The following is a 14,944-nucleotide window of genomic DNA, read 5'->3' as shown; positions in this document are numbered from 1 at the left end:
TTGCCTCCACCGGCCGGCCGCCCGGCCGCCGTACCACTAGGGGTGTATTTGCACACTTCCACTCAGCGTCTCCCCGCTGTCTAAAACCACTTGGTATCGAACGTCTGTCATGGCGTCGCGCAACGCCGGCGCCACGGGTAAAGGCAGGCGCACCGAGCCGAACGGCTCGACGGTGATGCCCTGCCAGGTGATGGGTGGCTGCAGGTCGCCCACGGCCAGCTGCGCCAGGGACACGTAGTACGGCGTCGGATTGCTCACGTTGAGCACCGCAGCCCCTGCCGCCTGCGCCGCCGTCTGCAGGTTCCAGCGCAGTTGGCGTACCGCTTGGTCGGCTCGCCCAGGCAGGCCCTTGGGGCGATACAGCAGCTTCATGCGCAAGCGATAGCTGACGCGCAGCTGGTTGCCGCTCAGGGGTTGCAGGGACGGCACTTCCAGAAAGTTGAGCCAGAACAGCGACTCGCGATCAGCGGGCAGCGGCTCACCGCTGTGACGCAGCGACAGGACGGCACTCTGCTGCGAATCAAGCCGCGACAACGGGGGCGAAAGCACGAACGGCACTGCCAGCCGGCTCGGATCCACCGAGGGATCCCCCTGGTCCAGCCAGGTCTGCAGCAGCAGCGGCGCCGAACCGAGATTGCCGGCCCGGATGCTCAAGGCCGCCAGCCCCTGGGGGTAGATGAAACGCGTGCCGACAATCGACAGGTCGGCCCGGGCGCCCTGACTGCACAGCAGCAGCGCCGTCCCCAGCAGGCACAGGTCACGCCCCACACGAACAAGCCAGCCCCTCAAGATGCAGGCTCCATGGCGCTGGCGCCCGACTGCGACAGGCCGCGGCACGGCAGGTCGAGTAGAAGCGAATCGTTGCCCGACCGGGTCGCGGGCGCCGGCAATACGTAGTCGATCAGGCACTGCTCGGCGGGGCCTTCGCCCCACTGCACACGGATGCGGCCGCGGTCCTTCTCGCTGCGCAGCACCAGGCGACTGCCCTGCCCCACCGCCCCCAGCTCCTCGCCACTGTCGGCGTCCAGGGCACTGGCGGCAAAAGGCAGCGGTGCACCATCGGCCTGCCGGCTGTCGACCAGAAACGCCCGGGCCTTGCGGGTCGGGTAGGACAGCCTGACCACCGCCCCCGCCCTGGGCGCGACGTTGCGTGAACTGACCTGCAGCTCGACATCCTCGGCCATGCCGCTGGGGTCCAGGTCCACGGTATTGAGCTGATAGGGCGCAAGACTCGGCAACACCGCATACCCCTGCCCGTCCACCTGCGCACCGGCATAGCCGACACTGGCGCCACTGGCATGGGGGGCATGCACCAGGGCCGCGGTTTCACTCAAGGTCTGGGACAGGGTCAGCCCCCCGGAATGCAGGAGCATGCCGCCGGAGGCGCCCAGCGACTGGGCCCGGTAGTCACGGCCCTGGGACAGGCTCGAACTTAAAGCCACCTGCGGCAGGTAGTAGCTCAGATTGGCGTTGGTCGAGGTTTCCCGCGGCTGGGCATCATGGGACACCGACACGCCATAGGAGGCGGTTTCACGCTCGCCCAGCGAGCCGGAAATGCCGCTGGAATAGTGGGCACCGGAATTCCGGTCGTGGCTGATGAAGGCGTTGGCCAGGGTGGAACGCCCGGCGACGCCCCCCAGGGGCAGCGACAGGCTCAGGCTCCACAGGGTGTTCTCGCTGCTGGTGCGCCGCCCCGAAAACTGGCTCGAACCCTGGGTCCGCTGGACGCTGAAGGCATAGCTGAGGCCGCGCCATTGGTGGTTGTAGCCCATGGAGTAGTTGCGCGCCCGACCGCGGCTGTTCCAGTAGTTGAGGGAGGAGCCGTTGAGGTAGAAGTCACCGCCGATGCCGTCCACCCGCTGGTTGATCGTCACATCCAGCCGATCGCGGACCCGGGCGAAGTCGTCGAACCGCGCCCCTCGGTTGACGAAGTCCTCCAGGTCGATGGCGTCCCTCAGGCTCAGATAGCCCCGGGTGGAATAGCGATAAGCCAGCAACGAGAACTGGGTGCCGCTGTCATGCAGGTTCTTGCTGTAGGAAAGACGCAGGCTGGAGCCCTGCAGGCTGCCGTTGCGCGGCACCTGGGTGCGGGACTGGGTCAGGTCGAGGCCGAAACCGCCGAACTCGGTGTTCAGCGCCGCGCCGATCAGGCCGGCCATGTAGCTGCCGGTGAGCGAGGCGCCGGCATAACCGGTGACCTGGTTGTCCAGCCCCCGTTGCAGGGTGCCCTGGGCCACGTACTGATGCTGGCCACGCCCCCCGGCCCTGATCACCTGGCCGCCGCTCAGGCTGTAGCGGGTATTCCCCGGACGCAGGTGGCGGGCCATGGTGGCAAAGGGCACGGTAAAACGCTGGGTGCGACCGTCGGCCTCGGTAAGGGTCACCTCCAGGTCGCCGCCAAAGCTGGCGGCCTGCAGGTCGGCAATCTCGAAGGGGCCCGGGGCGACGGTGGTTTCATACACCAGGTAACCGCGCTGATACACCGTGACCTTGGCGTTGGTATTGGCCGTGCCGCGCACCACCGGGGCGAAATAGCGCTGGGTGGTGGGCAGCATGCGTTCATCGCTGAACAGCTTGATGCCGCGAAACGACACCGAATCGAACAGTTCGGCATCGGTCACGCTCTCCCCCACCAGCAATTGCGAACGCCAGTCGGTCAGGTCGGTCTGGCCGTAGATATAGCCCCGTTGATAATCGCTGCCGCTGTCGGGCGACCAGGACAAGGTGCCGCTGTGACGCAGGCGCAGGTTTCCCAGGTTCAGGCCCATGTTCAATCCGGCATAGCCGTTGGTACTGCGCCGACCACGGCTCTGGGAGCTGAACAGGTTGGTGCTGTAGTTGAGCCGGGCCGCGTTGATGCCCCCGTCCCAACTGGCCGGATCGACGTAGCTGGAAGCGAGTTCAGGCAGCACGAACAGCTGGGGCACCGAGAGCTCCAGCTGCTGCTCGGCCATGTTGACCTTTGTCGTCACGTGGGGGATGTAACTGGCCAGGTCGCCGCAGAACACCCCGTCGCCCTGCAACGGATGACGGGCAGGCGCCAGCGCGGCGTCGACTTTGTTCAGGTCGATGCCCAGTTGCTTGAGCAAAGCGCGGTCGTAGCAGGGCTGGCTGCCCTGGGGATCATCGCTTTCGCGCAGTTCGATCTCGATCAGCCCGCGCCAGGCACCGCTGACCCGCACATCCAGCAGGTACTTGCCCGGTGCCACGTAACCCGGGCGCTCGAAGCGCTGGGTGTCGATGAGGGTTCCCGCCCCCTTGAACAGCATCTGGGTATCGAAGAACACCGGGCTGTTCTGAGACGCGTCGCCGGCCACCTCCGACGGCGTGGCCTGATCAGCGCTCGTCGGCTGGGCCGCCACAGGAGCCGCCAGCCCCAGCAGCCCGGCCAGCACCGACAGTACTCGCAAGAGCAGGGCCGTACCCTCGCCAGGACAGACTCGAGCACGCACAGGAAAACCCAGCCAGCAGGGCTGCACACCGAACATAATCGACACCAATGCACTCAGCGTCCAAAAACAACCTGGGCCAAGAGCGAAATTGAATTAACAGGGCAACTAGAGAAGGTTCTTTTCAAGCGGCACTCGGCCGCCGAAGTCATTGACCACTTCAAAGCGCACCGCCGCATTGCGAGGCGCTCTTTCGGCGTTTGCCGGCCAGGCGAAGGACTCCCGGGCAAAGGGCGCGACCATCCCGGCCCCCAGGTCGACGCTCCGCCCCTGCGCTTGCACCTCGACCTTGCTGAAGGACAGGTAATAAGGAGTCGGATTGGACACCTGGATGACCGGACCTGAGCTCATGTCCCTGGCCACTCCCGCGGGCTCGAACTTCCAACTGAGCTTGTCCACCGCCGAATTGACATTGACCTGCAAGTCCGTAGGACGAAAGAACAACTTGATCCGGTGGCGGAAGGTAAAGGCCAATCGGTTTTCATCCTGTTTCTGTTGTGGCGGAACTTCCAGGATATTCAGCCAGTACAGCGATTCACGATCAGCAGGCAATGGTTCTTTCGAATAACCAATACGCAGTACCGCCGCGGCATTGGGTTCCAGGCGACTGAGTGCCGGAGTCAGTTGAAAAGGCACTTTCATTTCTTCAGGCGCCTTACTGGCATCGCCATCGTCGATCCAGGCCTGTACCAATATGGGCATGCTGCCCGGATTATTCATTCTCAGTGTTACATCACGGGCATTCGCCGGATAAACCACACGAGTGCCATGAATAACTATTTCCGCATTGACTGCCGAGGAAAACAAAGCCAGAAAGATGGCGCCGATAACGAAAGTTTTAAACACATGCGCTTTCGGCGCCATGAGCAACTCCTTATATAACTGACGGACGTCAGTTGTACGTCACATCGAAGTTGATATTGGAGTCGGCGCGACCTTCGACGATCGTGTCGCTGACCGCCACATAGGAGGCCTTGAACTTCAGCACGGCCTTGTTGCCCACCACATCGGCCACCTGCTGATTGTTGTTTTCCGAGAGGTCGATTTTCCCCGGCGTGGCGCCGTTGTTGTGAATCTGGATCTGCACGCCCGACGCCGAACCGGAACCGCTGTCGATCAGACGCAGGTTGCCGGTGGCGTTGTCGATGAAACCGTCCTTGTGGAAGCTGACCGAGGCCTTGGAGCCGTCGGTGCAACCGCCGCCACTGAGGTTGATGTTGAATTCCTTGAATTCGGAGGCGGTGCCGATGCCGCCGGCGAAGACCGAAGGCAGGACGTTGCCGAACTTGACCGTGCCAGTGTTCGCTCCGGACTCGTTGGCATCGACCTGAACCTTGCAACTGACGCTGGAGATCAGGCCTTCGAACTTCACATTGCCGGAGTTGATACCGGTCTCTGCGTAACTCAATGCCGGAGTCAATGCCGCAAGCAGCAACCCGGAGGCCGCCTTGGATGCAAAAGATTTAAGTTTCATCTGATTCCCTATTATTAAAAACCGTCTAAGAGCACAGCATTCAAAACAACATCGCCCTCCCGAGACGTACAGCCTTGCTGAACTTCGAGCCAACGAAACATGAGTTGAACACCACAACAACCTCGATCAACTGCAATCGCCCACAATGAAATACATCTCGCCAACAGGCATCTGCGTTCCATCCAGAGCGACGATTACGATACCGATCGCACTCTTCTTTTAGAATAACGACCAATCTTCATATACCGAGGAGTGCTCCCTAAATGAACAAGATTTTTCTTGGGAACTTGTACTACTTATTAAAAAATGCCACTAAGCAGACGAACAACAACTCATAAATAAGACACTTCTTATATATGGTCTCGTACAGTGTAAAGTCGCGATAATCCGCAGGAATTGCGCCCTGTAGCGCGCGGATCGAATGACGGTCGGCCGGGTCCGGGCCGCAGCAGTGCTCGCACAATGAAACGCCCGGTGCAATGCACCGGGCGTTTGGTCAGACCTTGCGCCACCGCAGCCAGTGCTGCCAGCGCGCAACCCGCTTGATCGTCTGTCGATGCTTCACCTGGATAGCCGTCACGCGCCGGAAGTGGCCGGCAAGCACCTGGGATCCGGGGCCGCGCCCGCCATGCACCGGGGTACAGCCGCTACGCCATGGAGGCCCCTGACGTTGCGGCCAGCGCCCCCGCTATCGGCAGCGAACTCCCCGCGGTCAGCGGTCGACGCCCCTATCGTTGCCAGCCACCACCGGCAGGTTGCCGTAGGCGACGGATTGAGCAATGTCCCCCAGGTTCAACCCGGCCAGCCCACCCAGGTAGGCGGCATCGACCCCACTGACGTGGCTGCTGGAAAGCGAGTTGACGATCCGCGCGCCGTTCAGGCCCACCAGACCACCGACCACACTGTAGCTGCCGCCAGAGACGCTGCCCTTGGCCGACGCGCCGTCGATCAGCCTGTCCCTGTCGCCGCCATGGGCGCCCACCAGGCCGCCGACGAAGCTCTTGGAACCTGCGCTGACATCACCCAGCGCTTCCACGGAGCGCAGATCGCCGCTGTTGAAACCGACGAGCCCGCCGGCAAAGCTCTCGTCACCGGCGATGACGTTGCCCTGCGCCACCGCGAACTGGGCAAGGCCGCCGGTGTTATGACCGATGAGTCCGCCCACGCTCGCGGAGCTGCCGCCAAAGACCAGTCCCGAGGCCTGGGCCAGGCTGACCTCGCTGTCCTGGTTTTTCCCGATCAGGCCGCCGACATGGGTGCCGTCCTGAGCGATGACCGTGGCGCTGGCCTTGACGTTGCGCAGCACGCTGTCCTGGTTCAGGCCCACCAGACCACCGGCGTTGGCAAGACCGAACCCCAGCACGGCACCGCTGGCGCTCGAATCTGTGATCCGACCGGCGTCATTGCGGCCAACCAGTCCCCCGGCATTGTTGCCGCCATAGCCGACCACCACGGCCGAGGAGTGGGAACCCTCGATGCTCCCGCCCTGGTTGTAGCCCACCAGTCCCCCCTGGTTCAGGCCCACGTAGTAACGGTCGTCGCCCTTGCCGACCACGCCTGCGCTGGACGAACCGGCAATCAGCCCTTCGCGGTTGATGCCCACCAGCCCCCCCACGCCTCCCAGGGCATTGCCGGCCATGCTGCCGTTGACCTTGGCGCTGGCGCTGCTGGCGGTCACCGACCCTGCTCCTCCGGCTTGTCCCTTGGCGTTCAGCCCCACCAGGCCCCCTGCAGCCGAGGTCGAGGTGGTGCCAAGCACCGTGCCGCTCATTGACGACTGATCGATGGAGCCGCCGAGGTTGACTCCGACCAACCCACCAATGACGTTGTTGTGCTCGCTCGCGGCGCTCACCGTCAGGTCGCTGGCGCTGACGTTGACAATGCGCCCGCTGTTCTCCCCGACCAGCCCACCGACGGCACTGAAACCGGGAGCGGTGGCGCTGCCGTTGATGTTCATCGAGGCGAGCTTGAGGTTGCTGATGCTGCCGGACGAACGTGCGAAGAGCCCGCCATGGGCTCCGTCGCTGTCGAGGGTGAAACCGCTGAGGGTATTGCCCAGGCCGTCGAAGATCCCGCTGAACGACTGTTGCCCGCCAATGGACTGAAGATGCTCGCTGCCCTCGATCGAGTTGCCCAGGACATAGCGACCATCGAGCTCGTGATCGATCAGCTGCAACTGGTCGGCGTTCTGAATGACTTGATACTCGTGCCCGTTGGCCATGAAGCGGGCGCCGCTGCCGGACAGGCTGACCTGCCCGGTCTGGCCCAGGGCCAAGTCGCCGGCCTGATTCAGCCCGAGGCGGGTGTCGCGGCCGCTGAGCTCGATCTGGCTGTCGAGCTTGATGCTCCGCTTGGCGTCGAGTTCGATACGGGCCTGGTCCCCGGTGGCCTTGAGGCTGTCATTGAGGTGGATGTCCTGGGCCGACGACAGGCGCAACTGGTGACCGCTGTGCCAGGCAACCGCGCCCTCCAGGCTGATATCGCCCTTGCCACTGGCCAGCTCGATGTCAGTGGTGCCCAGGTTGCGCGACAAGGTGTCGGAGTGGACGGTGTTGCTGCTGGAGGTCATGGCCGAACCGACCTTCAGCGTGTCGCTGCCGATCTTCCAGGTTCCGCTCTGGCCCTCGCGAGCCTGGGTATTGACCCGGGTCGACAGCGACACCCGGGTGGTCGCGCCGCGCGTCTCGATCACCCCGCCATCGCCCTGGCTATCCAGGGCGTTGGCCACCAGGGCCCCACCGACGCTGACCACGCCCACCTCGCCACCGTCCAGGGTGATCCGGCCGGCTTTCTGCGACAGGGTATTGGCCTCGATGGCGCCCTGGTTGTTGACCACGGTCTGCAGCATGGAACCGGCGCTCCTGGCAGTCATCAACACCTGCCCGCCATCGGCCTTGAGCAGGCCGCCGTTTTGCACCAGGGCCTTGAGCGCGGCGCTGTCGATCTGCAGATCCAGCAGTGGGTCATTGTCGAAGCTGACGGTGAAGGCGTTGCCCGCCGCCAGGGCAATACGCCCGCCGCGGGCCTTGACCGTGCCCTCGTTGCGCACCTTGGCCGCCAACAGCGCGACACTGCCACCGTCAGCGGCGCTGATGCTGCCGTGGTTGACGATCTCGGCACCGGAGGTGCCGGCGAACCGGTAACTGCCGGCGCTGAAATCGGCATCGCTGAGGTTCTGGGTCGAGGCCACCAGGCCGCCGACATTGACCTGCGCCCGGCTGCCGAACACCACGCCATTGGGGTTGATCAAGAAGACCTGGCCATTGGCATTGATCCGGCCGTGGATCTGACTGCCGTTGACGCCGATGACCCGGTTCAGGGCAATGGAGGCACGGGTGGGCTGATTGAAGGTCACCGACTGATCGGCCGCGACATTGAAGTCCTTCCAGTTGGTGATCAGCTTGTCGCTGTGTTGATTGATGGACAGGTGCTTGCCCTGGGTCTGCATATCGGCACTCCCGGACACCACTTGCCCGCCGCTGGGCAAGGCCTGTGCCGCGGGCAAGGCGGCCAGCGCCAGCAGACCGGCAACGGCCACCACCAGCCCCTTGCCAGCACCCGAACGGCGCCGGCGACGCGCCCCCTCATGCGCCACGTTCCAGCAACCCTGGGCCTGGTTCCAGACCAACGCGTAAATCTTGTTCATGCACACTCCTTATCGATTGATCTACGCCCTGCAAACCTTTGCAGGGCGGCACAACAGCCGCATCCCCGTGGACGGCGGCATAGCTGTGTTGGGGGTACGAGGCACGGGCCTGTCAGCACGCCCGGACTCGCCGTGGCACGCGCCGAGAGGCTCGATGCCTGGTCGGGGTCAGGGAAAGGTGAAGGTGAACTCCGCAGCGCCATTGGCCTGGCCGGCGTCGATTTCGCCGTCGTTGCCGGTGCGGATGTAGCCGGCCCGCAGGGGGATCCTGGCGCCATCGCCGACACGCTGCATTTCGTAGCGCGTGCCGTTGTATTCGATGGGCAGGCGGGTCAGGTCATTGATCACGACGATGCCAAAGCCCTTGGCCGGCCGTCCGGAAGGTCCCGAGCCGCTGAGGCCGAGCACGCCGGGGATCGAGGAGCCTGCGGATTTGTCGGTGAAGCTGATGTGCGGCTTGGCATTGGCGGCACAGCGGCTCAGTTCGATGCTGAAAGGAACGGCGGCGGAAGTGTCGTTGACCTTGGGAAAATCCGTCAGGGCAAAGCGCCCCAGGGGAACGGGGATGGTCTTGTAGCCTTCCACCACGCAGGTGTTGGGAATCTCGATCGGGCCGCCACCGCCCATGCTGATCAGCTCGGGCCCCATCAAGGGATAGTTGTGCTGGCAGATGCCGGGTGGGCTGGTGTCCGTGGGCCATGTCACCTCGGAGCCCAGACTCGCCTGGTTGGCGGGCAAGTCGAATGCATACAGCATCAGGTTGGAACTGCCGACCACACGGTCGACGGTGAGCTTGCCGCTGGGCAACTGGTCCGGCGGCACGGTCAGGATCAGCGACTGGGTGAAGTGGGTGAGCATAGTGCCCTGGGGGCGGTTGCCGGTGTCGTAGGTCAGCTCGCTTTTCTCCAGGGCGATCAGCCCGGGGGTTTGCGTCAGGGTGATGGGCTGGCCGGAATCGGGCCGCACGGCCACCCGGAAGCCGATGCCGTCGACGTTGGTCGGCGCGGATTGAAAACGCTGGGGCGTGCCGCCACTCCAGTTGCCCACCGTGACCAGCTCGCGCGCCCGGCTTCCGGAGGGTACGTAGCGGTAGTTGGTGTAGAGGCTCACCGCCCGCTGCCAGAGCACGTCGCCCTCCTTGGCCCTGGCGTCCAGCGGTGTGACCGCCACCCAGGGCGTGCCGTTACCGTTGCTGAATTCGCAGTTCACCGCAAAGGCATTGACCTGGGCGGCCTGAGCGTCAACGCCAAGCAACCCTGAAAACATCCCGCTGAAGATCCACAGGGAAAGCCGCTTTCGAGTGGCGATCAGCCGCAGCCATTGGCGCATCATTTGTCATTCTCCAAGCCTGCGCCTGTGTGCCAGCGCCCACGCAACGGGCGGTGTCGCGCACAAACGCGAGGGATTGCCTGCACCGGCCGGCTGCTGCCGACCGTCCGGAAAGAGGCTAGGACCCGGGAGCAAACCGCCAGCCCGGCACGCCTTACAGTCATTCGGCGCGCCGGGCAGCGGCCCGTCCCTGGATCAGCCGGTGTTACTCATCAATCACGGATGACGCCCTGGTTCAGACCGACCTGTGGCACTTGGGTCGCCAGGCCCAGGGCGGTGTTGTAGGCCAGGGTTCCGTAGTTGACGCCGGCCAGGCCGCCGTAGGTCTGATAGCCACGGGGAAGGACGCTGATGTTGCCGTAGGCCACGGACTGGCGTACGTCGCCCATGTTCAGCCCAACCAGGCCGCCCAGGCGGGCATAGGTGCCGCCACTGACCTGACCATTGGCCAGGGAGTTGGTGATCCGCGAGTCGTTCTGCCCGACCAGGCCGCCCACGCTGCTCTGGCTGCCACCCACCACGTTGCCCTTGGCCGAGGCGGTATCGATGCGGTGGTCCACATAGTCGCCATTGGTCCCTGCCAGGCCGCCGACAAAGCTGTTGTTGCCACCGGTGACGTTGCCGCTGGCTTCCACCGAACTCAGGTCGCCGTCGTTGTAGCCCACCAGCCCGCCGATGTAACTCAGGGCGCCGCCGGTGACCTTGCCGCGCGCCACGGCGTACTCGGTGGTGCCGGCAAAGTTGTGCCCGATCAGCCCGCCAATGTTGCCGCTGCCGCCGCCCAGCACCTCGCCGGTGGCTTCAGCGGTGTGGATGTCGCTCTGGACGTTCTTGCCCACCAGACCGCCGACGTTGCCACCGGTGGAGTCGGCCACCCGGCCGGTCGCCTTGACGTTGTTCAGCACGCTGTTCTTGTTCAGGCCCACCAGGCCGCCAGCGGCCGCCGATCCGGTGCCGGTGACCGCACCACTAGCGCTGGAGTCAGTGACGGTGCCGTTGTTGTTGAGGCCCACCAGGCCGCCGATATTGCTGGCGGCAAACCCCACCACGCTGACCGAGGAGCTGGCGCGCTCGATGCTGCCGCCCTGGTTGTAGCCCACCAGACCGCCAAGGTTCGGGTCCTGGACGTAGCGGCTGAAACCGGTGCCCACGGAGCCGGCGCTCGAAGAGTCGGCGATGGTGCCGTTCTTGTTGACGCCCACCAGCCCCCCCATGCCGCCAAAGGAACTGATCTGCATGGTGCCCAGGACCTGGACGTTGGTGCTGCTGTTGGTGATGGAGCCAACGCCATCGATGCTGTTGCGGTTTTCCCCTACCAGTCCACCCACGGCCAGGGTATTGGCGTTACCGGTCACGGTGCCGGCCAGGGTTGCGCGATCGATGCTGCCGCCGGAGTTGACGCCCACCAGGCCGCCCAGGGTGTTGTTTTGATTGCTGTTGGCGACCACGCGCAGATTACTGGCGCTGACGTTGTTGATACTGCCGCCGTTGAGCCCCACCAGGCCGCCGATGTAGCCGAAGCCGGCGTTGGAGGTGGTGCCGTTAATGGTCATCGAGGCCAGCTTGAGGTTGCTGATGGCGCCCGAGGACTTGCCGAACAGGCCACCGTAAGGGCCGTCGGTGTTGACGGTGAAGCCGCTGACGGTGTTGCCCAGGCCATCGAAGGTTCCGGTGAACGTATTGCTGCCACCGATGGACTTGATGACGCCACTGCCGGCGATGTTGTTGCCCAGTACGTAGAGACCGTCGAGGTTGGCGCCGATCGCCTGCAACTGCGCGGCGTTCTGTATCACCTTGTACAGGTCGCCATTGGCGTCGAACCAGGCGCCGCTGCCGGAGAGGGTGACCCGGCCATTCGGGCCCAGGGCATAGGTGTTGCCGTAATCCAGGCCCAGGCTGCTGTTGATGCCGGTGAGCTCCACCGCGGCGTTGAGCTTGAGGTCCTGGGCGGCGTTGAGCTCGACGCGGGTTCCACCGCCGCTGCCCTTGAGGCTGCTGTTGAGCTGAATGTCCCGGGCCGAGTTGACGCTCAGCTGATTGCCGCTGGTCCAGTCTATGGCGCCGTCCACCGACACATCGCCGGTCTTGCTGCTCAGCTCGACGTTGGTGGTGGCCAGGTTGTGCGACAGGGTATCGGCGTACACGGTGTGGCTACCGGCGGTGGCCGTGGGGCTGACATTGACCTCGCTGGAGCTGATCTTCCAGGTGCCGACCTTGCCGTTGCCGGCCTGGGTGTTGACCCGTGCGGCCAGTTGCACCTTGGTGTTGGCGCCCTTGGTCTCGATCACGCCACCATCACCGATGGCGGTCAGAGCATTGGCGCTCATCGAGCCGCCGACGTTGACCACGCCCACGTCGCCACCGTCCAGGGTGATCTTGCCGGCCTTGCGCGACAGAGTGTTGGCCTCGATGGCGCCCTGGTTGTTGACCACGGTCTGCAGCATGGAGCCTGCGCTCTTGGCGGTCATCAGCACCTGCCCGCCGTCGGCCTTGAGCAGGCCGCCGTTGCTCACCAGCGCATTGATCGCGGCGGCATCCACTTGCAGGTCCAGCAGGTTGTTGCCATCGAAACTGACGGTGAAGGCACTGCCGCCACCCAGGGCCACGCGGCCCTTCTGCGCCTTGATGGTGCCTTCGTTGCGCACGCTCCTGCCGAGCAGCGCCACGTTGCCGCCGTCTGCCGCGGTGATGGAGCCGTTGTTGATGACCTCGGCCGATGAGGTGCCGGCGAACTTGTAGTTGCCGGCGTTGAAATTGTCATCGCTGATGTTCTGGGTCGAGGCCACCAGGCCACCGACGTTGACCTGGGCGTTGTTGCCGAATACCACGCCGTTGGGGTTGATCAGGAACACCTGGCCGTTGGCCTTGATCTGGCCCTGAATGTTACTGCCGTTGACGCCAATCACCCGGTTCAGGGCGATGGAGGTGGTTTTCGGCTGGTTGAAGGTCACCGCCTGGCCCTTGTTCACGCTGAAGTCGTTCCAGTTGATGATCACCTTGTCGGTGCTCTGGTTGATCGACATCTGCTTGCCGTTGTCGAACGGCAAAATGTCCGCCGCGCCGGCAACCACGGTGCCCCCCGTCGGCAACGCGAAAGCCGCGGGCAGCCCGCCCAGGCTCAACAGCCCGGTCGCCATCAGCACCAGGCCTTTGCGGGTCCCGGAGCGACGCCGACGACGCGCCCCCTCGTCGGTCACACTCCAGCAACCCTGGGCCTGATTCCATACCAATGCATAAACCTTGTTCACGTTGACTCCTCATCTATTGATAAACGCCCTGCAACCCTTGCAGGACGGGACAGCATCCGAAGCACACGCAAGCCTTCAGAAATACTGGGTGGCGCTGGCCCAGATGCGCGGGGTGCGCTCGGGGCCATTGCCTTCCTGGTTGTTGTCCAGCGCCCAGGCGCTGGTCAGGCTGATCTGCTGCGAAGGACCGCTCCACGTGGCGCCGACACCGGCGCCGGAGAGCTGGCGACGGTTGTCTTCGCGAGTCCAGGGCAGCTTGTTGAGCTGCACCGCGCCGTGGTCGACAAAGGCCTTGAGCTGCCAGCGCGGGGCCAGGGCGTAACGCAACTCCAGGCTGGCCTGCCATCCCTGGTCGCCGCTGCCGGCGCCCTGGGGATAGGCACGCACGTCGAAGGGGCCGCCAATGCCGAACTTCTCCGAACTGTCCAGGTTGGAGCCGGCCCACTGCGCGTTGAGCTGGGCATAGAGCTGAAAGCGCGGGCTCAGGTACTGCAGGCGCGCGCCGTTGAACGTGAGCTTCTGGAAACCGCCGGCCGCTGCGGCGGTGAAGCGATCGAGCCATTGCGCCTCGGCACCGTCGAGGCTCAGGCGACCGCTGCCATAAGTGAGGTAGAAGAAGTTCTGCCCGCCGCCGAACACCCCGTCCTGGGAGTTGCCGTTCAGGCCCAGGGTCCAGAGTTCCACATGCTTGCGGCTGCTGGTTTCGAACAGGTCGATGTCGTCCCGCAGCCGTTTGTCCTCGTACTGCAACTGGGCACTGAGATCGAAGCTGCGGCTGCGGATCAGCGGCTGGGTGACAAACACGCTGCCGATGCTGGCCTGGCCATGGGCTTGCAGGGGCTCGAAGATCCGGCCCAGCTCGTAGCTCATGTGCGAATAGGCCACGCCCAGGCTGGTGGACCGGGGCCCCAGCGGCAGTTTGTAGGCGGCGCGGTAGTAACGCTGATCCTCGTCGCTGCCCAGCACGCGCAGGTTGAGCTGGTCGCCCAGGCGTAGCGGGTTGTTGAGGTTGAGGCTGCCCCCCAGGCGATATTCGCCGGTGTAGTAGCCGCCGTAGTTGTCGGCTTCCAGGCTGCCGCTGGCCCAGGGCCCGGGCCCGGCATCGACCAGCAGGTCGGTGGTGCCGCGCTGCTCGCCGGCACGCAGGGTGCCCTTGACCCGCACCCCGGGAAGGTCGCTCAACAGCAGCAGGCTGCGTTCCAGGTCATCGCTGTGCACCGGGGCATCGCTCTTGAGGGCCGACAAGGGGCCTGCGATCACCGCGTCCCGGGCCCGGGAGCTGTTGTGCAGCTCGATACGCCCGTAGCGCCCCTCCAGCACTTCGATGCGCACCACGGCGTCTTCGATGTCCTGAGCCGGCAGGAACGCCCGGGCCAGCATGTAGCCCTGGCTCTGGTAGTAGCCGGTCAGGCGCTCGGCCGCGGCCCGCAACTGGTTCAGGTCCAGCTCCTGGCCTTGCAGATCCGCCAGCAGTGGCAGCAGCGTCTGGCTGTCGATCGCCCGGTTGCCGACGATTTCGAACCGCTTGACCAGCAAACGGAGACCGGAGCTGTCCGGCGCCTGGGCCGGGGCGCTCGGCGGCTTGACCGCGGGCAGGTCCAACTCAGGCTCCGACGACTCCGGCAAGGCCGGCTGCGTGGCCTGGATGTCACGCATCGCCTGTCCCGCATTGGGTACGTAGACGGCAGCAGTCGCCAGGCATGGCAGCATCAGCAGCAGACTCAAACAGCCTCTGGATACGCCTGGCCGGGTCCCCACGTAGCGACCGCAAATCGGCCCGCGCGCCCCCTTGTTCGAG

Annotated in this window: 8 protein-coding genes; all 8 read right to left on the bottom strand. The window is 64.7% G+C overall.

Annotated elements, in window-relative coordinates:
* Nucleotides 1–36: 36 nt before the first annotated feature.
* A complete protein-coding gene (locus PST29_RS07605) occupies nt 37–789 on the bottom strand; it encodes a fimbrial biogenesis chaperone (protein ID WP_232513211.1) in 753 nt (250 codons plus the stop codon).
* Nucleotides 786–3,269: a fimbria/pilus outer membrane usher protein gene (locus PST29_RS07600; RefSeq protein WP_148659684.1), complete on the bottom strand. Its 2,484-nt coding sequence runs from the start codon at nt 3,267–3,269 to the stop codon at nt 786–788. Before PST29_RS07600 ends, PST29_RS07605 begins: the two co-directional genes overlap by 4 nt.
* 288 nt (nt 3,270–3,557) lie before the next feature.
* Nucleotides 3,558–4,313: a fimbrial biogenesis chaperone gene (locus PST29_RS07595; protein ID WP_060842743.1), complete on the bottom strand. Its 756-nt coding sequence runs from the start codon at nt 4,311–4,313 to the stop codon at nt 3,558–3,560.
* Nucleotides 4,314–4,341: 28 nt separating this feature from the next.
* The gene (locus tag PST29_RS07590) at nt 4,342–4,923 is read right to left on the bottom strand and encodes a fimbrial protein (protein ID WP_082729189.1); all 582 of its coding nucleotides are present in this window, start codon (nt 4,921–4,923) and stop codon (nt 4,342–4,344) included.
* Between the two features lie 712 nt (nt 4,924–5,635).
* Nucleotides 5,636–8,569, bottom strand: a complete 2,934-nt coding sequence (locus tag PST29_RS07585) for a two-partner secretion domain-containing protein (RefSeq protein WP_060842742.1) — start codon at nt 8,567–8,569, stop codon at nt 5,636–5,638.
* A 168-nt stretch (nt 8,570–8,737) separates the two neighbouring features.
* The gene (locus tag PST29_RS07580; protein WP_082729188.1) at nt 8,738–9,901 is read right to left on the bottom strand and encodes a fimbrial protein; all 1,164 of its coding nucleotides are present in this window, start codon (nt 9,899–9,901) and stop codon (nt 8,738–8,740) included.
* A 209-nt stretch (nt 9,902–10,110) separates the two neighbouring features.
* A complete protein-coding gene (locus tag PST29_RS07575; RefSeq protein WP_060842741.1) occupies nt 10,111–13,146 on the bottom strand; it encodes a two-partner secretion domain-containing protein in 3,036 nt (1,011 codons plus the stop codon).
* Nucleotides 13,147–13,221: 75 nt separating this feature from the next.
* Nucleotides 13,222–14,856, bottom strand: a complete 1,635-nt coding sequence (locus PST29_RS07570; protein WP_173664428.1) for a ShlB/FhaC/HecB family hemolysin secretion/activation protein — start codon at nt 14,854–14,856, stop codon at nt 13,222–13,224.
* Nucleotides 14,857–14,944 lie beyond the last annotated feature (88 nt).

It is taken from the genome of Pseudomonas sp. St29, from assembly GCF_001547915.1.
Taxonomy (GTDB): Bacteria; Pseudomonadota; Gammaproteobacteria; order Pseudomonadales; family Pseudomonadaceae; genus Aquipseudomonas.
This window is presented reverse-complemented; position numbering and strand designations above follow the sequence as displayed.

Coding starts and splice junctions, on each gene's coding strand:
- PST29_RS07600 (WP_148659684.1), bottom strand. CDS start 3,269: ATGCTGTTCAAGGGGGCGGGAACCCTCATCGACACCCAGCGCTTCGAG.
- PST29_RS07595 (WP_060842743.1), bottom strand. CDS start 4,313: ATGGCGCCGAAAGCGCATGTGTTTAAAACTTTCGTTATCGGCGCCATC.
- PST29_RS07590 (WP_082729189.1), bottom strand. CDS start 4,923: ATGAAACTTAAATCTTTTGCATCCAAGGCGGCCTCCGGGTTGCTGCTT.
- PST29_RS07585 (WP_060842742.1), bottom strand. CDS start 8,569: ATGAACAAGATTTACGCGTTGGTCTGGAACCAGGCCCAGGGTTGCTGG.
- PST29_RS07580 (WP_082729188.1), bottom strand. CDS start 9,901: ATGATGCGCCAATGGCTGCGGCTGATCGCCACTCGAAAGCGGCTTTCC.
- PST29_RS07570 (WP_173664428.1), bottom strand. CDS start 14,856: ATGCTGCCATGCCTGGCGACTGCTGCCGTCTACGTACCCAATGCGGGA.